This is a genomic window from Bradyrhizobium canariense (genome assembly GCF_019402665.1).
GTDB classification, from domain to species: Bacteria; Pseudomonadota; Alphaproteobacteria; order Rhizobiales; family Xanthobacteraceae; genus Bradyrhizobium; species Bradyrhizobium canariense.
This window is the reverse complement of the sequence record NZ_VSST01000072.1, coordinates 13,379-31,229: the sequence shown is the minus strand read 5'-3', so window position 1 is coordinate 31,229 and position 17,851 is coordinate 13,379. Positions and strand designations below refer to the sequence as shown.

18 protein-coding genes are annotated in these 17,851 nt (G+C 64.6%); 15 read left to right on the top strand and 3 right to left on the bottom strand.

Going from position 1 to position 17,851, the window contains the following annotated elements:
* Positions 1–66: 66 nt before the first annotated feature.
* A complete protein-coding gene (locus FXB41_RS32925) occupies positions 67–2,472 on the bottom strand; it encodes a lytic transglycosylase domain-containing protein (RefSeq protein WP_219684723.1) in 2,406 nt (801 codons plus the stop codon).
* A gap of 293 nt (positions 2,473–2,765) precedes the next feature.
* On the opposite strand from FXB41_RS32925, the gene dapA reads away from it, so the two are divergent.
* The 4 genes from dapA to FXB41_RS32905 are packed head-to-tail and all read left to right on the top strand — an operon-like array spanning position 2,766 to position 5,256.
* Positions 2,766–3,656: a 4-hydroxy-tetrahydrodipicolinate synthase gene (gene dapA, locus FXB41_RS32920; RefSeq protein ID WP_007603384.1), complete on the top strand. Its 891-nt coding sequence runs from the start codon at positions 2,766–2,768 to the stop codon at positions 3,654–3,656.
* 25 nt (positions 3,657–3,681) lie between these two features.
* The gene (gene mscL, locus FXB41_RS32915; protein ID WP_219684713.1) at positions 3,682–4,125 is read left to right on the top strand and encodes a large conductance mechanosensitive channel protein MscL; all 444 of its coding nucleotides are present in this window, start codon (positions 3,682–3,684) and stop codon (positions 4,123–4,125) included.
* 59 nt (positions 4,126–4,184) lie between these two features.
* Entirely contained in the window at positions 4,185–4,658 is a 474-nt protein-coding gene (gene smpB, locus FXB41_RS32910; RefSeq protein ID WP_007603387.1) for an SsrA-binding protein SmpB, read from the top strand.
* A gap of 4 nt (positions 4,659–4,662) precedes the next feature.
* Positions 4,663–5,256 (top strand): peroxiredoxin, encoded by a 594-nt coding sequence (locus FXB41_RS32905; protein ID WP_219684712.1) that lies wholly within the window; start codon positions 4,663–4,665, stop codon positions 5,254–5,256.
* Here FXB41_RS32905 and FXB41_RS32900 read toward each other — a convergent pair.
* The gene (locus FXB41_RS32900) at positions 5,253–5,927 is read right to left on the bottom strand and encodes a uracil-DNA glycosylase (protein ID WP_219684711.1); all 675 of its coding nucleotides are present in this window, start codon (positions 5,925–5,927) and stop codon (positions 5,253–5,255) included. The two genes, FXB41_RS32905 and FXB41_RS32900, sit on opposite strands and share 4 nt — an antisense overlap.
* Positions 5,908–6,555: a LabA-like NYN domain-containing protein gene (locus FXB41_RS32895; RefSeq protein ID WP_007603390.1), complete on the bottom strand. Its 648-nt coding sequence runs from the start codon at positions 6,553–6,555 to the stop codon at positions 5,908–5,910. The genes FXB41_RS32900 and FXB41_RS32895 overlap by 20 nt, the downstream gene beginning before the upstream one ends.
* A 329-nt stretch (positions 6,556–6,884) precedes the next feature.
* Here FXB41_RS32895 and rpoZ point away from each other — a divergent pair, with 329 nt between their 5' ends.
* From rpoZ to parC, 11 genes are all read left to right on the top strand, one after another.
* Entirely contained in the window at positions 6,885–7,277 is a 393-nt protein-coding gene (gene rpoZ, locus FXB41_RS32890) for a DNA-directed RNA polymerase subunit omega (RefSeq protein WP_007603391.1), read from the top strand.
* Between the two features lie 209 nt (positions 7,278–7,486).
* Positions 7,487–9,772, top strand: a complete 2,286-nt coding sequence (locus FXB41_RS32885) for a RelA/SpoT family protein (protein ID WP_219684710.1) — start codon at positions 7,487–7,489, stop codon at positions 9,770–9,772.
* A gap of 45 nt (positions 9,773–9,817) precedes the next feature.
* Positions 9,818–10,570, top strand: coding sequence for a pyridoxine 5'-phosphate synthase (locus tag FXB41_RS32880; RefSeq protein ID WP_219684709.1), 753 nt, complete (start codon positions 9,818–9,820; stop codon positions 10,568–10,570).
* The gene (gene acpS, locus FXB41_RS32875) at positions 10,567–10,986 is read left to right on the top strand and encodes a holo-ACP synthase (RefSeq protein WP_007603394.1); all 420 of its coding nucleotides are present in this window, start codon (positions 10,567–10,569) and stop codon (positions 10,984–10,986) included. Before FXB41_RS32880 ends, acpS begins: the two co-directional genes overlap by 4 nt.
* A 248-nt stretch (positions 10,987–11,234) precedes the next feature.
* On the top strand, positions 11,235–11,999 hold the full coding sequence (gene lepB / locus FXB41_RS32870; RefSeq protein ID WP_007603395.1) for a signal peptidase I: 765 nt from the start codon (positions 11,235–11,237) through the stop codon (positions 11,997–11,999).
* Positions 11,996–12,847: a ribonuclease III gene (rnc, locus tag FXB41_RS32865; protein WP_007603396.1), complete on the top strand. Its 852-nt coding sequence runs from the start codon at positions 11,996–11,998 to the stop codon at positions 12,845–12,847. The genes lepB and rnc overlap by 4 nt, the downstream gene beginning before the upstream one ends.
* Entirely contained in the window at positions 12,837–13,763 is a 927-nt protein-coding gene (gene era / locus FXB41_RS32860) for a GTPase Era (protein WP_219684708.1), read from the top strand. The genes rnc and era overlap by 11 nt, the downstream gene beginning before the upstream one ends.
* 21 nt (positions 13,764–13,784) lie before the next feature.
* Entirely contained in the window at positions 13,785–14,165 is a 381-nt protein-coding gene (locus tag FXB41_RS32855) for a hypothetical protein (RefSeq protein WP_007603399.1), read from the top strand.
* 91 nt (positions 14,166–14,256) lie between these two features.
* Positions 14,257–15,009 carry a DNA repair protein RecO gene (gene recO, locus FXB41_RS32850; protein ID WP_007603400.1) on the top strand — a complete coding sequence of 251 codons (753 nt, stop codon included), beginning with the start codon at positions 14,257–14,259 and terminating at the stop codon, positions 15,007–15,009.
* 99 nt (positions 15,010–15,108) lie between these two features.
* Positions 15,109–15,393: a hypothetical protein gene (locus FXB41_RS32845; protein ID WP_219684707.1), complete on the top strand. Its 285-nt coding sequence runs from the start codon at positions 15,109–15,111 to the stop codon at positions 15,391–15,393.
* Positions 15,394–15,454: 61 nt separating this feature from the next.
* The gene (parC, locus tag FXB41_RS32840) at positions 15,455–17,713 is read left to right on the top strand and encodes a DNA topoisomerase IV subunit A (protein WP_219684706.1); all 2,259 of its coding nucleotides are present in this window, start codon (positions 15,455–15,457) and stop codon (positions 17,711–17,713) included.
* Positions 17,714–17,851 lie beyond the last annotated feature (138 nt).

Sequence of the window (17,851 nt, the reverse complement as noted above, 5' to 3'; positions counted from 1 at the left end):
TATTGCGCGCCCTATCTGCGCTGCATGCGTGGATGCTTTGTCATCGGAGTCGTTAGGGGCACGCAGTTACTCCACGCTGCCGGCGCCGCGGCGCAAATCGGCCTCGATCTGCAACCGCGTGCCGCCGCCGAAGCGGGCGCGGTAGACCTGAAGGTTCTCCATGATCCGCTGCACGTAGTTGCGCGTCTCGGAGAACGGGATCAGCTCGACCCAATCGACCGCATCGACCTTGGGGTCGCGCGGATCGCCGTAGCGATCGATCCACTTCTTCACACTGCCGCGGCCGGCATTGTAGGCGGCAAAAGTCATGATGTAGGAGCCGCGATAGTCCTCGAGCAGCCCACCGAGCTCGGCCGAGCCGAGCGTGGCGTTGTAGGCCGAATCGTTCTTCAGACGTCCCAGATCGTAGGTCCCGCCGTGCCGCTTGCAGACATAGCGCGCGGCGTCCGGCGTCACCTGCATCAGCCCATAGGCCTGCGCCGGCGAGACGACCGAGGGGTTGAAGGCGCTCTCCTGCCGCGCGATGGCGTAGATGATGCTGCGCTCGACCTCGGGGCCGATCGGCGTGAACTGCGGAATACCGTTGACGGGATAGGCGTAGAAATCGAACGGCAGCCCGCGATTGAGCGCGGCCTTGCCAAGCAGCAGCATGCCGCGGGCGTCGCTGTGGCGCTGGGTGAGCTCGCCAAGGCCGGCTAGCGCTTCAGGATCGCCGTTCTCACCCATGTCGGCGAGCATCGGTATCGCCATCTCGCGCTCGTCGAGCTCGTAGAGCAGCTGCGCGGCGCGCACGATCTCCAGCCGTTCGGCACCGCGGCTGCGCGGCTGAGCGTTGAGCTCGATCTGCGGCAGGCCGAGCTTGGCACGTGCGAGCTGGCCGTAATAGCTGGTGGATTGCTCGGCGGCCCGCGCGTAGGCGTTGCGCGCCTCCTGCTGGCGGCCTGCAGCTTCGGCGGCGCGGCCCTGCCAATAGCCGGCGCGCGCCAGCGTGGTCGGATTGACGCTGCCGATCCCGATGCGGGCAAAATGCTGAGTCGCGGCCGCGGGATCGTTGAGGAAGCGCAGCGCGATCCAGCCGGCGGTGAACTCCTGCTCGGTCTTGTAGATGTCGCGCGAGGGCAGGGCGGCATCGCGCGCGATCAGATAGGCGCTGCGGAATTCCTCGGTGTCGATCATCTTGCGCGCCAGGAGGCGCCGCTCGATCCACCATTCGTCGAGATTGTAGAGACGGCCCGGATCCTTCGGTGCCGACAGCATGAGCTGGGCGGCTTCCGCAAATTTCTCCTCGCGGCGCAGCAGCTGGATCTTGCTGAAGATGAAGCCGGGATCGCCGTGCAGCTCGCGCGGCACGGCTTCGAGCAACGCACGTGCGTTCGGGGCTTTCTTGAGGGAGGCGATTCGGGCCTTGGCGAGTGCGACATAGCCGGCCCCGAGGCGCTTCGCGGCACGCAATGCAGCCTCGTTCTCGCTGCCATAGAGCAGCGTGTCCATCCGCGCCTTTTGATCGCCGGGCGTCAGCAGCGCGCCGAACTGGTCGAGTGCGTTGTTCTCGGTCTCTTCCGACATCGGGTCGCTGCGCCAGGCGTCGCGCACCAGACGTTCGGCGTTGGCGCGGTCGCCGCGCGCCAGCATCGCCTTGGCGAGCGTGAAGCGGCCCTTGGCGGACACGGGGGATTCGTTCTCGAACCACGACCACGCAACCTGGTCGTCGCGCCTGTCGTCCCACATCGCGGCCTCCAGGCGCCGGCGCAGGAAGGTCTGCGACGGCCAGCTCGGATTGGCGGAGAGGAAGGCGCGGTAGCGCTCGACAGTCGCGCCATTGTCCTCGCTGCGAAGGATGATCCATTCCGCGAGCTTTCGCGCCACGGGATCTGAGATCGTGCCCGCGGCATTGGTGGCGTCGCCCGCCTTGCGCTTGCGCACGAGCTCGATCACGGCCTCCAGCGTGTCCTTGTCGGCTTGCGACGTCGAGGAGGTCGCGGCAACCGCAGCCGGTGTGACCGGCTTGCGCGGGGCGGCATGCTGGCGGGTCGCCGGAGCCAGGACAGGAGCCGCGACGGGCTTGGCGGGGGCCGGAGCGGTGGGTCTGACGGTGGCTGTCGCAGCCGGCGCGGGTGCGGTTTTCGGGACAGAGGCGCCAGCGGTCGGCGTTGACTTTGGCGCGGCAGCCGCAGGCTTCAGCTTGTCCTTCGCAGGTTCCTTGCCTGCGTTCTTGCCAGCATCCCTGCCAGGCTTCTTCGCGGCATCCTTGGCGGGGGGACTGGTCGCGCCCTTGCTTGCGCCCTTACTTGCCCCCTTGGCGGCGTCCTTCGAAGGTTCCTTACCGGTTCCCTTGGACGCTCCCTTCGAAGTGTCCTTGGCGGCTGGCTTGGCGGCGGGCTTCGCGGTTTCCTTAGCGGTTTCCTTGGCGGTCTCCGCGGTTGTCTCATTGGATTTGGCCCAGGCGGCGCAGCCCGCGGACAGCCCTGCCATCAGGCACACGATCAGACCGGTGGATCGCCATGCGGCGCGCGGAAAGGAGATCACGGCGTTTCGTCGCCCCGAATCAGTCAATTGGCTCAAGACCTAGCTGTACAAGATCTGGCTGTATTTGATTGAATATGCGGACAAAATACCAACAGCCGCTTACCTTCGCCGGGTTTGCACCACCACCGCGGCAAAATCGCGGCCTAAACGGTGCGTCACGCCGAGGCGGGTCTTTTACCGGCGGGATAGACCCGATATGAATGCGGCTCGCTCGAGATCGCCGCGTACGGAGGAAGTCCATGGCAGCCAAGACGAAATTCCGGGGATCGTTCACCGCCTTGGTCACGCCGTTCAAGAACGGCTCGCTGGACGAGGCGGCGTTCCGCTCCCTGGTCAACTGGCAGATTTCAGAGGGCACCAACGGCCTGGTCCCGGTCGGCACCACCGGCGAGAGCCCGACGCTGAGCCATGACGAGCACAAGAAGGTCGTTGAATGGTGCATCGAGGAAGCAAAAGGCCGCGTGCCCGTGGTCGCCGGCGCCGGGTCCAACTCGACAAAAGAGGCGATCGAGCTCGCCCAGCACGCCGAGAAGGCGGGGGCGAACGCGGTTCTGGTCGTGACGCCCTACTATAACAAGCCGACCCAGGAAGGAATGTACCAGCACTTCAAGGCGATCAACGACGCGATCGGGATTCCGATCATTATCTACAACATCCCGCCGCGCTCGGTGATCGACATGTCGGTCGACACCATGGCGCGGCTGTGGGAGCTGAAGAACATCGCCGGCGTCAAGGACGCCACCGCCAGCATGGTCCGCGTCTCACAGCAGCGCGCGGCGATGGGCGAGGACTTCAACCAGCTCTCGGGCGAGGATGCGACCATCCTCGGTTACATGGCCCATGGCGGCCATGGCTGCATCTCGGTGACCTCGAACGTCGCGCCGCGGCTGTGCTCGGAGTTCCAGGCCGCCTGGGCGAAAGGCGACCATGCCACCGCACTGAAGCTGCACGACAAGCTGATGCCGCTGCACAACAACCTCTTCATCGAGAGCAATCCGGCGCCGATCAAGTACGCGCTGTCGCTGCTCGGCAAGCTGGACGAGACGCTGCGGCTGCCGATGGTGCCGGTCACCGAGCCGACCCGCGTTGCGGTGCGCAGCGCGATGGTTCATGCCGGCCTCATCAACTGACGCGCTAGCCGATCGGGGAGCTTTCATGGCGATCGACGAAAGAGGCACGCGGATGCTCAGGGAGTTCCGCGAGTTCGCCATGAAGGGCAACGTCGTCGATCTCGCGGTCGGCGTCATCATCGGCGCGGCCTTCGGCGCCATCGTCACATCGCTGGTCGGCGACGTGATCATGCCGATCATCGGTGCGGCCACCGGCGGCCTCGACTTCTCGAACTACTTCACGCCGCTTTCGAGCAAGGTCACCGCCGCAAATCTCGCGGACGCGAAAAAGCAGGGCGCCGTCTTGGCTTGGGGCAACTTCCTCACGCTGACGATCAACTTCATCATCATTGCCTTCGTGCTGTTCCTGGTGATCCGTGCCATGAACAAGTTGAAGCGCAAGGACGAGGCGCAGCCTGCCGCTCCACCAAAGCCGTCGGCCGAGGTCGAGCTGCTGACCGAGATCCGCGATCTCCTCAAGAAGTCTTGACGCGCTCGCTTCATCCAAACTGTTAGCGTCCTCGCGCATCTCGATCAGGTTTGTCTTCCATGGCCGACAAGAACGAACGTCCGATCAAGGTCATGGCGGAAAACCGCAAGGCCCGCTTCAACTATGCGATCGAGGATACGATCGAGGTCGGCATTGCGTTGACCGGCACCGAGGTCAAGTCGATCCGCAACGGCAAGAGCACGATCGCGGAATCCTACGCCGATTCCAAGGACGGCGAGATCTGGCTGATCAACGCCACCATTCCGGAATATCTCCAGGGCAACCGCTTCAATCACGAGCCCAAGCGGCCGCGAAAACTGCTGCTGCATCGCAAGCAGATCAACAAGTTGATGGGCGCGGTCGACCGCGAAGGCATGACGCTGATCCCGCTCAAGCTTTACTTCAACGAGCGGGGTCGCGCCAAATTACAGCTCGCGGTTGCAAAGGGTAAGAAGCTGCACGACAAGCGCGAGTCCGAGAAGAAGCGCGACTGGAGCCGGGAGAAGGGCCGCCTGATGCGGGCGAGGGGATAGCGGGATGACTCAGAGAAACCTGCTCGAGGTCGATTGGACCCGGATTCCCGCACCCGCGGATGACGGGAGCGCCGCGCACCTGAAAGGCATGACGCTGCCGCCGGTCAGTCTGCGCGCCACCGACGACACGTCAGTCGCGCTGTCGGCACTGCGTGGCCGGACCGTGGTGTTCGCCTATCCGCGCACCGGCGAGCCCGGCAAGATCGCGCTGGTCGACGATTGGGACATGATCCCGGGCGCGCGCGGCTGCACGCCGCAGACCTGCGCGTTTCGCGATCTGTTCGCCGAGCTGAAGGCCGCCGGCGCCGCGCAGGTGTTCGGCCTCTCGACCCAGAGCAACGCGTACCAGACCGAGATGGCCTCGCGGCTGCATCTGCCGTTCCCGGTGCTCTCGGACGACAAGCTGGCGCTTACGCGCGCCCTGAATTTGCCGACCATGGAGGTCGCGGGCCTGACGCTGATCAAGCGCCTTGCGCTGATCGTCGACGACGCCAAGATCACGCATGTGTTCTATCCGGTGTTTCCGCCCGACCGGAACGCCGGCGATGTCCTGGACTGGCTGAAGGCCAATCCAGCCAAGGGCTTGTCGAAGGATTAGTCGAGGTCGGCCTTCACCTTCGCGAACACGGAGCGGAACATGTCCGGCGTCAGCACGCGGGTGTTCGTATTGTAGCGGGAGCAGTGATAGCTGTCGTAGAGCCTGAATGCGCTAGCCTGATGCACGGCGCCGTGGCCGAAGGGGGCTTGCGATCCCTTCAGGTTCAGCGGCTTGAGCACGGTGTCGTGCGCAATACGCCCGAGGGCGACGATCGCGCGCAGGTTCGGCATCGTTGCGAGATTAGCCGCGAGGAACTGCCGGCAGGTGTTGATCTCGACCGGCAGCGGCTTGTTCTGCGGCGGCACGCAATGCACCGCATTGGCGATCCGACAGTCGACCAGCTTCAGGCCGTCGTCGGGACGCGCCTGATATTGGCCCTTGGCGAAGCCGTATTCGAGCAGCGTGGCGTAGAGCAGGTCGCCGGCATAATCGCCGGTGAAGGGACGGCCGGTGCGGTTGGCGCCCTGCATCCCCGGCGCAAGGCCGACGATCAGCAGGCGCGCCTTGATGTCGCCGAAAGGCGCAACCGGTGCATTGTGCCACAATGGCTCGCGCGCGCGGTTCGCCTCGCGAAAGGCGACCAGGCGCGGACAGAGCGGACAGTCACGGTCGGGGACGAGGCTGAGAGGCTGGCGGCTTGACCGGGCCGCCTCACTCCTCGAAGTCGTCATCGCCCCTCGCCGGCGCCATCGTGGTTGCGCGCTGGAGGAACTGCGGAGCGTGGTGGCGCGCCTCGCGGTCGCCGCGGTCACGCGGGGCGGGGCGTTCGGACGGGTCGCGGCCGAGCTTGGACTGCAGCTCGACGAGGTCGGTGAAGACGTCGGCCTGGCGGCGCAGCTCGTCGGCGATCATCGGCGGCTGGCTGGCGATCGTGGAAATCACGGTGACCCGCACGCCGCGGCGCTGAACGGCCTCGACCAGGGAGCGGAAGTCGCCGTCGCCCGAGAACAGCACCATCTGGTCGATGTGCTCGGCGAGCTCCATGGCGTTCACGGCGAGCTCGATGTCCATGTTGCCCTTGACCTTGCGGCGGCCGGAGGCGTCGATGAACTCCTTGGTCGCCTTGGTGACGACCGTGTAGCCGTTGTAGTCGAGCCAGTCGATCAGCGGCCGGATCGAGGAGTACTCCTGATCCTCGATGATCGCGGTGTAGTAGAACGCCCTAAGCAGCGTCCCGCGGCTCTGAAACTCCTTCAGCAGGCGCTTGTAATCGATGTCGAAGCCCAGAGTTTTCGCCGTCGCGTAGAGATTGGCTCCATCGATGAAGAGCGCGATCTTGTCGGTAGAGGAAGGTGACATTCAGTTTGCTCGCGTAGAGTTCGTGATTGATCGTTTTTTGTTGGCGCGGCGACAGCAAGCCGCGCACTTCTAAAGTCCCGCCGAAACCCGTCGAAACCGCAAATCCGGAGAAGTCGGTGCAATCAAGGTATAGTTATGGCCAACTCGCACACTCCCGGCGCCGCCGTCGCCGGCAGCCCGGGAAACCACCCATCCCAGCCCCAATGTGGGGGTAGCAGAGCCGTTTGGCGAGGCCAAATCACAAATTGGCCTTGCGAAACCCTCCCGGCACCTATAACTACCGGCATTCATCCACATATTTCGTCCCACCCACAACGGAGCGACAGTCGATGGCTCGCGTCACCGTAGAAGATTGTATCGACAAGGTCGACAACCGGTTTGACCTGGTCCTGCTGGCCGCCCACCGTGCCCGCATGATTTCGTCTGGTTCACAACTAACGGTTGACCGCGATAACGACAAGAACCCTGTTGTGTCTTTGCGCGAAATTGCTGAGACCACCATTTCGCCGGAGGACCTCCGCGAGGAGCTGGTGCACTCGCTGCAGAAGTTCGTCGAGGTCGACGAGCCCGAGCCGGACACTGTGCCGCTGATCGGTTCCGCCGGTGCAAGCGTGGATGCAGACGATACCGAAGTCGCGGTTGAGCGCATGACGGAAGAAGAGCTCCTGAAGGGTCTCGAAGGCCTCGCACCGCCCGAGGAGCAGCCCGAGGAGGACGAGTAAATCGTCCCGTCGCGCTCATCGACTTCTTTGTGATCTGATCAAAGGCCCGAACCGTTGTTCGGGCCTTTGCTTTTGTTTGCGTTTTCGTGGTTACCATAGCGTCGTCGGTTAGCGCCTGTCCCTGTCACTGAATTGATCGGACACGCGCGCGATCGGAGCTAAGATGTATACAACGGGCTCTGTCGTGGTCCGTTTGAAGGCAGGACGGCATGGTATATCGACGCCGCACACCAACGCAGATGCAGGCCGCAACCGAATCGGTTGCTGTGGCCCCGACTGCGCCGGTGGCGCGCCCGGCGAAGCCTCGCGCACGCATGATGCGTCAATATGACCTCGTCGAGCGCGTCAGGTCCTACAATCCCAACACCGACGAAGATCTGCTGAACCGCGCCTATGTTTACGCCATGAAGGCGCATGGCTCGCAGACCCGCGCCTCGGGCGACCCGTACTTCTCCCATCCGCTCGAAGTGGCGGCGATTCTCACCGACCTGAAGCTCGACGACGCCACCATCGTGGCTGCGCTGCTCCACGACACGATCGAGGACACCGAAGCGACGCGGGCCGAGATCGACCAGATCTTCGGGCCCGAGATCGGCGCGCTGGTCGAGGGCCTGACCAAGCTGAAGCGGCTGGAACTGGTATCGCGGGAGGCCAAGCAGGCCGAGAATCTGCGCAAATTGTTGCTGGCCATTGCCGACGATGTCCGCGTGCTCCTGGTGAAGCTCGCCGATCGCCTGCACAACATGCGCACGCTGGACTTCGTGCCGACGGAATCGCGACGGCGCATTGCCGAGGAGACGCTCGACATCTATGCGCCGCTGGCCGGACGCATGGGCATGCAGGAGATGCGCGAGGAGCTGGAGGACCTGTCGTTCCGGACCCTCGACCCGGAAGCCTATTCGGTGGTGATGCAGCGGCTCGATGCGCTGGCCGAGCGCAACCGCAATCTGATCGGCGAAATCGAGGACCAGCTCTCCAACAATCTGCGCCACCGGGGCCTGGGGGCGCGGGTCTATGGCCGCCGGAAGAAGCCATTCTCGATCTGGACCAAGATGGAGCGCAAGTCGGTCGGCTTCGAGCAATTGTCCGACATCTTCGGTTTCCGCGTCGTCGTCAACGACATCGAGGCCTGCTACCGCGCGCTCGGCATCGTCCACACCAACTGGCCGGTCGTGCCCGGCCGGTTCAAGGACTACATCTCGACGCCGAAGCAGAACGACTACCGCTCGATCCACACCACCGTGATCGGCCCCGGCAACCAGCGCGTCGAGTTGCAGATCCGCACCGAGGCGATGGACCAAATCGCCGAGCGCGGCATCGCCGCGCACGTGTTCTACAAGGAAGGCGTGGGCTCGCCGACCGAATTCCTCAAGCGCGAGTCCAATGCGTTCGCCTGGTTGCGCCACACCATCGGCATTCTCTCGGAGAGCGCCAACCCCGAGGAATTCCTCGAGCACACCAAGCTCGAGCTGTTCCACGACCAGGTGTTCTGCTTCACCCCGAAGGGCAAGCTGATCGCGCTGCCGCGCCATGCCAACGTGATCGACTTCGCTTATGCCGTACACACCGACGTCGGCAACAGCGCAGTGGGCTGCAAGATCAACGGCCAGTTTGCGCCGCTGTCCTCGGAGCTCCAGAACGGCGACGAGGTCGAGGTGCTGACCTCGGAAGCGCAAGCGGCGCCGCCGTCGGCCTGGGAAACGCTCGCGGTCACCGGCAAGGCACGCGCTGCGATCCGCCGCGCCACCAGGACTGCGGTGCGCGATCAATATGTCGGTCTCGGCCGGCGCATCGTCGAGCGCCTGTTCGAGCGCGCCAAGATCGAATACGCCGACGACAAGCTCAAGGGCGCGCTGCCGCGACTGGCACGAACCTCGATCGAGGACGTCATGGCGGCTGTGGGACGCGGCGAGATCAAGGCCTCCCACGTCGCGCGTGCGATGTATCCCGACTACAAGGAGGAGCGCATCGCGCGCTACGGCGTCAAAAAGGGGCTTGCCGGCAAGCTCAAGGAGAAGTCGTCCGAACCGCCGCGCAGCCCGGTCGCGATTCCGATCCGCGGCATCAATTCCGATCTGCCGGTGAAGTTCGCGCCGAACGGCGGCGCGGTGCCCGGTGACCGCATCGTCGGCATCGTCACGCCGGGCGAGGGCATCACCATCTATCCGATCCAGGCGCCGGCCCTGAAGGATTTCGAGGAAGAGCCGGAGCGCTGGCTCGACGTGCGCTGGGACATCGAGGACTCCGCGCCGCAGCGCTTCCCGGCCCGCATCAAGGTCGAGAACGTCAACGAGCCCGGCGCGCTGGCGCAGATCGCGACCGTGATCGCCGAGCACGACGGCAACATCGACAACATCAGCATGCAGCGCCGCTCACCGGACTTCACGGAGACGACGATCGATCTCGAAGTCTACGATCTCAAGCATTTGAGCGCGATCCTGGCCCAGCTGCGCGCGAAGGCGGTCGTCGCCCGCGCCGAACGTGTTAATGGATAGACGCCTTCCGTCCTGGTCTGTCCCTATGATTCCGTGAGTCCTGAAATGCCTGCACCTCCGCTCCGCCTCGGCGTCAATGTCGATCATGTCGCGACCCTGCGTAACGCGCGCGGCGGCCGTAATCCCGATCCGGTGCGCGCGGCGCTGCTGGCGATCGAGGCCGGCGCCGACGGCATCACCGCTCATTTGCGCGAGGATCGCCGGCACATCCGCGACGAGGACATGGCGCGGCTGAAAGCCGAGATCTCCAAGCCGCTCAATTTCGAGATGGCGGCCACCGACGACATGATGCGCATTTCGCTCGCCACCAGGCCGCACGCGGTGTGCCTCGTGCCGGAGCGGCGCCAGGAGGTGACGACCGAAGGCGGGCTCGACGTCGTCGGACAGCACAATGCGCTGGCGCCTTGTATCGCGCGGCTGAACGATGCCGGCATCCGGGTGTCGCTGTTCATCGCGGCCGATCCTGCCCAGATCGAGATGGCGGCGCGGCTGCGCGCGCCCGTGATCGAGATCCACACCGGCGCCTGGTGCGACGCCGTCGTCGACGGTCACGCCGACAAGGCCGAGGCCGAATGGCGGCGAATCGTGGCGGGGGCGAAGCTGGCGAAGGAAGCGGGGCTGGAGGTTCACGCCGGACACGGGCTGGACTACGCGACGGCGGAGACGATCGCCGGCTTGCCTGAGATCATGGAGCTCAACATCGGCTACTACATGATCGGCGAAGCCCTGTTCGTCGGTCTCGCCGAGACGGTGCGCAGCATGCGCGCGGCGATGGACCGCGGCCGGAGCCGGGCATGATCATCGGCATCGGCTCCGATCTGATCGACATCACCCGTGTCGGCAAGGTGATCGACCGCCATGGCGAGCGCTTCCTCGACCGCATCTTCACCGCGGCCGAGCGGGCCAAGGCGGAACGGCGCGCCAAGAACGAGAAGATGGTGGTGGCAACCTACGCCAAACGCTTCGCCGCCAAGGAGGCCTGTTCCAAGGCGCTCGGCACCGGCATCAGGCGCGGCGTCTGGTGGCGCGACATGGGGGTGGTCAACCTGCCGGGAGGGCGGCCAACCATGCAATTGACGGGCGGGGCGCTGGCCCGGCTCCAGGCCCTGACGCCGGAGGGGTTCGCGGCGCAGATCGACCTGTCGATCACCGATGACTGGCCGTTGGCACAGGCCTTCGTCATCATTTCCGCCGTGCCGCTGGACAAACCCTGATTGGGCACCGATCATTTTATAATTCGCATTCAAAATCAAATGCTTATGCAGTTTTGATGCGATCCTTGATTGCGTGGCCTCCGACAACCGTCTAAAAGTCCGCGGACGCAAATCAGGCTGGGCGAATTCGGCTTTACGCCGGAATTGGCCCTCATTATCAGAATCAGGACAATCTCCTTGGGCCGCGAGCGATGGGCTGTTCGCGGGAGGAGGGCGCGCTGTGACCGCCCGCCGGAATTGAGAGAGCAATGAGCGTGACTTCAGGAACGAAAACTGAGAGCGGCGTCGGCGAAACGATCCGGGTCGTGATCCACGCTCTCCTGATCGCGCTGGTGATCCGCACCTTCCTGTTTCAGCCGTTCAACATCCCATCCGGCTCGATGAAGGCCACGTTGCTGGTCGGCGACTATCTGTTCGTCTCGAAATATTCCTACGGCTACAGCCACTATTCGATCCCGTTCTCACCGCCGTTGTTCTCGGGGCGGATCTGGGGCTCGGACCCGAACCGCGGCGACATCGTCGTATTCCGCCTGCCGAAGGACGATTCCACCGACTACATCAAGCGCGTGATCGGCCTGCCCGGCGACCGCATCCAGATGCGGGACGGGCTGCTCTACATCAACGACACGCCGGTCGAGCGGCAGCGCATGAGCGAATTTGTCGGCGAGGATCCCTGCGGCGCCGAAGGCAGCGGCGTCTCCCGGGTGAAGCGCTGGAAGGAAACGCTGCCGAACGGCGTGTCCTATGAGACGCTGGACTGCGCCGACAACGGCTACGTCGACAACACCAACGTCTACACCGTGCCGACCGGCCACTTCTTCATGATGGGCGACAACCGCGACAACTCCACCGACAGCCGCTTTCTCGGCCAGGTCGGCTACGTGCCGCAGGAGAATTTGATCGGGCGCGCCCAGATGATCTTCTTCTCGATCGCCGAAGGCGAGCATGCATGGATGTTCTGGCGCTGGCCGTGGGCGGTGCGCTGGAATCGCTTCTTCAAAATCGTCCGATGAAAGACGAAGCCAAGGACATCGCGACCCTGCCGACCGAGGCGCAAGCGGGCCCCGACGGCGAAGCTGCGACCAAGAGCCTTGAGGGCAAGACGCCTGAAAACAAGACGCCCGCAAAGAAGAAGCGGGTGCGGAGCAGCAAGGCCAGGGGCTCGGATGCGAACGCGGGGCTCGAGGCACGCATCGGCTACAGCTTTGCCGATCCGAACCTTTTGATGCAAGGCATCACGCATGTCTCCGCGTTGAAGTCCGGGCGCAAGCGCGGTGACAGCTATCAGCGGCTGGAATTCCTCGGCGACCACGTGCTCGGGCTCGTCGTCTCCGACATGCTCTATCACGCCTTCCCGAACGCCGACGAAGGCGAGATGTCCAAGCGACTTGCCGAACTGGTGCGCAAGGAGAGCTGCGCCGATGTCGCCAAGTCGCTCGGTCTGCTCGACGACATCAAGCTCGGCTCGGTCGGCTCCAGCGCCGACGCGCGCCTGCGCAAGAGCGTGCTCGGCGATATCTGCGAGGCCGTGATCGGCGCCGTCTTCCTCGACGGCGGCTACGCGGCGGCGGCCGATTTCGTCAAGCGCAACTGGACCGAGCGCATGCACAAGCCGCGGCGTCCGTTGCGCGATCCCAAGACCGTTCTCCAGGAATGGGCGCAGGGCAAGGGATTGCCGACGCCTGTTTATCGCGAGGTCGAGCGCACCGGCCCGCATCATGATCCGCAATTCCGCGTCGCGGTCGATCTTCCGGGACTCGCTCCGGCGGAAGGCATCGGCGGCAGCAAGCGTGCGGCAGAGAAAGTGGCAGCTTCAGTGATGATCGAACGTGAAGGCGTTGGCGGCGGCAATGACGGTTGAAGCAAGCGGCGAGGCGCCCACTGCTACGCGCTGCGGCTTCGTCGCGCTGATCGGCGCGCCCAATGTCGGCAAATCCACGCTGGTCAATGCGCTCGTCGGGGCGAAGGTCACGATCGTCTCGCGCAAGGTGCAGACCACGCGCGCGCTGATCCGCGGCATCGTGATCGAGAACAATTCGCAGATCATCCTGGTCGATACGCCCGGAATCTTCCTGCCCAAGCGCCGGCTCGACCGCGCCATGGTCTCGACCGCCTGGAGCGGCGCGCATGACGCCGACCTCGTGTGCGTGCTGCTGGATGCCAAGGCCGGCATCGACGAGGAAGCCGAGGCGATCCTCACCAAGGTCGCCAGCGTCAAGCACGAGAAGATTTTGGTCATCAACAAGGTCGACCTGGTCCAGCGCGAGAAGCTGCTGGCGCTGGCGCAGGCCGCCAACGAGCGCATGGCCTTCGCACAGACGTTTATGATCGCGGCGATCTCCGGCGACGGTGTCGACGACCTCAGGCATACACTGGCCGAGATCGTGCCGCCGGGGCCGTTCCTCTATCCCGAAGACCAGATGTCGGACGCGCCGATGCGGCAGCTTGCGGCCGAGATCACCCGCGAGAAGATCTTTCGCAAGCTGCACCAGGAATTGCCCTACCAGTCCACCGTCGAGACCGACAAGTGGGAGGAGCGCAAGGACAAGTCGGTGCGCATCGAGCAGACGATCTTCGTCGAGCGCGAAAGCCAGCGCAAGATCGTGCTCGGCGCGGGCGGCGCCACCATCAAGTCGATCGGCGCGGACTCGCGCAAGGAGATCGGCGAGATCCTGGGCGTGCCGGTGCACCTGTTCCTGTTCGTCAAGGTGCGCGAGAACTGGAGCGACGATCCCGATCGCTACCGCGAGATGGGCCTGGAATTTCCCAAAGAATAACCAAGAAAAGATCGGTCGGCGATGAGCGTACCCAGCAACGTACGGCGCTTCGAAGCGTTGCTCTATGCATCGTTGATGCTGGATGCCTTGTCGGTGGCGGTGCAGGACCGCACGCCGACTGCCGAGATGACCGAACAGATGATCATGACGTCGTCGCTCCTTGCCGGCGGCATGATCCTGCTGCTGGTTTATTTCGTCCGGCTGGCCGCGCGCGGGCGCAAGAACTGGCCGCGCTGGGTGCTGGCGGCAGCACTCGTACTGTCGGTGATCTCGCTCGGCCAGATCATCGGCGAGAAGGGCATGGAACTCGACAGCGCCATCGAGATCGTCTCCTGCGTGCTGACGGCGATGGGATTGTATTTCTCGTTCCGCGGCGACGCGCAGGGCTGGTTCAACGCGTGAGGCCGCGTCGGGTGGATTGGCGGCGCTTCACTTTCCGGCCTCCCGCCAATCCGCCCTACGATTGAAGACCGGAATCCGCTAGACTTCACCGATGGAATGGACCGACGAAGGCATCGTGCTGGGGGTGCGGCGGCATGGCGAGAGCAGCGCCATCGTCGAGCTGCTGACCCGTGCGCACGGCCGCCATCTCGGTCTCGTCCGCGGCGGCGCCGGCTCGCGGATGCGGCCGCTGCTGCAGCCCGGCAACAGCCTCAGCGTGGTGTGGCGGGCGCGGCTCGACGAGCATCTCGGCACCTATGCCATCGAGGGCCTCAAGCTGCGGGCGGCGACGCTGCTGGGATCATCCCACGGAGTCTACGGCATCACCCACCTCGCTTCGATCGCACGGTTGCTGCCGGAGCGCGATCCGCACGAAAACCTCCTGGCGCTGCTCGAACATTCGCTGGACGATTTCGACGACATCGGCAGCGCCGCCGTACACGTGATCCATTTCGAACTGGCAATGCTCACCGAGCTCGGCTTCGGGCTGGCGCTGGAAAACTGCGCCGTAACCGGAGAGACCACCGACCTGATCTACGTCTCGCCCAAATCCGGCGGCGCGGTGTCGCGCGGGGCGGGCGAACCGTGGCGCGACCGGCTATTGCGGCTGCCGCCGTTCCTGCGCCAGGGCGAGGTGCAGGGTGACCTCACCGACGAGGATCTTCAGGACGGCTTTCGACTGACCGGCCTTTTCCTGTTGCGCCACGTGCTGGAGCCGCGCGGGCAAGGCCATTCCGACGCGCGGGCAGGCTTCATCAGCGCGTTGACGCGGCAGCAGGCAAAGGCCGCGATTCCCGCGCCATGAGCCAAACGCGGCTCTGCATTGTCGCAATATGTCGGCCCACCGTGGAACGAAATCGGGTTTCCCTGACTTGCCCCCGGGGTTCCAACCGGGGATATCCTGATGCTGATCAAGGGACTTGTGATATCGGCAGCGCTGATCGCGCTGGCGCCGGACGCTCTCGCGGGTGAGCAGCCGGGCGTCTTTCGCCGTGCCTCCTGTACCGTCGTCAGATTCTATGTGGCCAAATATTCTGCTGTGGCAGCAGAGGCATGGGCCCGGTCCAAGGGCGCGACGGAGGCCGAGATCGAGACGGCCCGGCGGTGCCTGACCAATACCCCGGCCACCACGCAGGCCAAAAACGCCCAACCCACCCAGACCTTCACCGCAGGCTGGGCCGGCCAGTAGGCCGCCCACAGGGAACCAATCGATCCTTGCCCGATTCGCTTCCACGGTTTAACCGGGCAGCATGGGAAAACGATTGATTCCGCCGGAGGAACCGGCCGAAATTCACGAGGTGCCGCTGCGTGAGGCGCTGGAAGAGCGCTATCTTGCGTACGCGCTCTCCACCATCATGCACCGCGCACTGCCCGATGCCCGCGACGGCCTGAAGCCGGTGCATAGGCGCATCCTCTATGGCATGCGCCTGCTCCGGCTCGATCCGGGCACGGCTTTCAAGAAGTCCGCCAAAATCGTCGGCGACGTGATGGGCTCGTTCCATCCGCACGGCGACCAGGCGATCTACGACGCCATGGTGCGTCTCGCTCAGGATTTCTCCTCGCGCTACCCGCTGGTCGACGGCCAGGGCAATTTCGGCAATATCGACGGCGATAATCCCGCCGCCTATCGCTACACCGAAGCGCGCATGACCGACGTCGCGCGGCTTCTGCTCGACGGCATCGATGAGGACGGGGTCGAATTCCGTCCCAATTACGATGGCCAGTCGAAAGAGCCGATCGTGCTGCCCGGCGGCTTCCCGAACCTGCTCGCCAACGGTGCGCAGGGTATCGCGGTCGGCATGGCGACCTCGATCCCGCCGCACAACGCCGCCGAGCTCTGCGAGGCCGCGCTGCATCTGATCGAGAAACCGGACGCGAAATCCAAAGCGCTGCTGAAATGGGTCAAGGGTCCGGATTTCCCAACCGGCGGCATCTGCGTCGATTCCAAGCAGGCGATCGCTGAAGCCTACACCACCGGCCGCGGCTCGTTCCGCGTCCGCTCCCGATGGGAGCAGGAAGAGGGCGCGCGTGGCACCTGGGTCGTTGTCGTCACCGAGATACCCTTTCTGGTGCAGAAGTCGCGGTTGATCGAGAAGATCGCCGAGCTGCTCGACCAGAAGAAGCTGCCGCTGGTCGGCGACATCAGGGACGAGTCGGCCGAAGACGTCCGCATCGTGATCGAGCCGAAGTCGAAGAACGTCGATCCCGCGCTGATGATGGAATCGCTGTTCCGGCTGACCGAGCTCGAAAACAAGATTCCGCTGAACCTGAACGTGCTGATCAAGGGCCGCGTCCCCAAGGTGGTGGGGCTCGCTGAGTGCCTGCGCGAATGGCTCGACCATCTGCGCGACGTGCTGATCCGCCGGACCAACCATCGCAAGGCCGAGATCGAGCGCCGGCTGGAGATTCTCGGCGGCTTGCTGATTGCCTATCTGAACATCGACGAGGTGATCAGGATCATCCGCAACGAGGACGAGCCGAAGCCGGCGCTGATCAAGGCGTTCAAGCTCACCGAGGTGCAGGCCGAAGCCATCCTCAACATGCGGCTGCGCAGCCTGCGCAAGCTCGAGGAGATGGAGATCCGCACCGAGGACAAGGATCTGCGCAAGGAGCTGAAGGGGATCGAGGGACTGCTGGCGTCCGAGCCCGAGCAGTGGAAGAAGGTCAGTGAGCAGGTCGCCAAGGTCCGCGACATGTTCGGGCCGAAGACGCCGCTCGGCAAGCGCCGCACCACTTTTGCCGATGCGCCCGAGCACGATCTCGCCGCCATCGAGGAGGCCTTGGTCGAGCGCGAGCCGGTGACCGTCGTCGTCTCGGACAAGGGCTGGATCCGCACCTTGAAGGGCCATGTCGAGGATCTCTCGGGGCTTGCCTTCAAGCAGGACGACAAGCTCGGCTTTGCCTTCTTCGCCGAGACCACGTCCAAGCTGCTGCTGTTCGCCACCAACGGCAAATTCTACTCGCTCGATGTCGCAAAGCTGCCGGGCGGTCGCGGTCATGGCGAGCCGATCCGCCAGTTCATCGACCTGGAGCCGGAGGCCGCTCCCGTCGTGCTGTTCGTCAACAAGGGCGGACGCAAATTCCTGGTCGCGAGCCACGAGGGCCAGGGCTTTGTCGTCAACGAGGACGACTGCGTCGGCACCACCAAGAAGGGCAAGCAGGTCCTCAACGTCGATATGCCGAACGAGGCGCGCACGGTCACCGAAGTGCTCGGCGACACCGTCGCGGTCATCGGCGAGAACCGCAAGATGCTGGTCTTCCCGCTCGACCAGGTGCCGGAGATGGCCCGCGGCCGCGGCGTTCGCTTGCAGAAATACAAGGACGGCGGCCTCTCGGACGTCGTCGTGTTCGACGCCAAGGCGGGGCTGACCTGGAAGGACTCCGCGGGCCGCGAATTCTCCGCGACCATGAAGGAGCTCGCCGAGTGGCAAGGCACCCGCGCCGATGCCGGCCGCCTGCCGCCGAAGGGATTCCCGAAGTCGAACAAGTTCGGCAGGGTGATCGGGTAGGGCGCAGGCCGTCGCCGAACGACAGTGTCATGCCCCGCGTAGGCGGGGCATCCAGTACGCAGCGACCTCTCGGCTCAACCATAGCTTTCTCTGGAATACTGGATCGCCCGGTCAAGCCGGGCGATGACAGCCAGGGTG

What these genes read in the sequence shown, in the direction of transcription:
- FXB41_RS32925 (WP_219684723.1), bottom strand. Translation starts at nt 2,472, where the DNA reads ATGGCAGGGCTGTCCGCGGGCTGCGCCGCCTGGGCCAAATCCAATGAG.
- dapA (WP_007603384.1), top strand. Translation starts at nt 2,766, where the DNA reads ATGGCAGCCAAGACGAAATTCCGGGGATCGTTCACCGCCTTGGTCACG.
- mscL (WP_219684713.1), top strand. Translation starts at nt 3,682, where the DNA reads ATGGCGATCGACGAAAGAGGCACGCGGATGCTCAGGGAGTTCCGCGAG.
- smpB (WP_007603387.1), top strand. Translation starts at nt 4,185, where the DNA reads ATGGCCGACAAGAACGAACGTCCGATCAAGGTCATGGCGGAAAACCGC.
- FXB41_RS32905 (WP_219684712.1), top strand. Translation starts at nt 4,663, where the DNA reads ATGACTCAGAGAAACCTGCTCGAGGTCGATTGGACCCGGATTCCCGCA.
- FXB41_RS32900 (WP_219684711.1), bottom strand. Translation starts at nt 5,927, where the DNA reads ATGACGACTTCGAGGAGTGAGGCGGCCCGGTCAAGCCGCCAGCCTCTC.
- FXB41_RS32895 (WP_007603390.1), bottom strand. Translation starts at nt 6,555, where the DNA reads ATGTCACCTTCCTCTACCGACAAGATCGCGCTCTTCATCGATGGAGCC.
- rpoZ (WP_007603391.1), top strand. Translation starts at nt 6,885, where the DNA reads ATGGCTCGCGTCACCGTAGAAGATTGTATCGACAAGGTCGACAACCGG.
- FXB41_RS32885 (WP_219684710.1), top strand. Translation starts at nt 7,487, where the DNA reads ATGGTATATCGACGCCGCACACCAACGCAGATGCAGGCCGCAACCGAA.
- FXB41_RS32880 (WP_219684709.1), top strand. Translation starts at nt 9,818, where the DNA reads ATGCCTGCACCTCCGCTCCGCCTCGGCGTCAATGTCGATCATGTCGCG.
- acpS (WP_007603394.1), top strand. Translation starts at nt 10,567, where the DNA reads ATGATCATCGGCATCGGCTCCGATCTGATCGACATCACCCGTGTCGGC.
- lepB (WP_007603395.1), top strand. Translation starts at nt 11,235, where the DNA reads ATGAGCGTGACTTCAGGAACGAAAACTGAGAGCGGCGTCGGCGAAACG.
- rnc (WP_007603396.1), top strand. Translation starts at nt 11,996, where the DNA reads ATGAAAGACGAAGCCAAGGACATCGCGACCCTGCCGACCGAGGCGCAA.
- era (WP_219684708.1), top strand. Translation starts at nt 12,837, where the DNA reads ATGACGGTTGAAGCAAGCGGCGAGGCGCCCACTGCTACGCGCTGCGGC.
- FXB41_RS32855 (WP_007603399.1), top strand. Translation starts at nt 13,785, where the DNA reads ATGAGCGTACCCAGCAACGTACGGCGCTTCGAAGCGTTGCTCTATGCA.
- recO (WP_007603400.1), top strand. Translation starts at nt 14,257, where the DNA reads ATGGAATGGACCGACGAAGGCATCGTGCTGGGGGTGCGGCGGCATGGC.
- FXB41_RS32845 (WP_219684707.1), top strand. Translation starts at nt 15,109, where the DNA reads ATGCTGATCAAGGGACTTGTGATATCGGCAGCGCTGATCGCGCTGGCG.
- parC (WP_219684706.1), top strand. Translation starts at nt 15,455, where the DNA reads ATGGGAAAACGATTGATTCCGCCGGAGGAACCGGCCGAAATTCACGAG.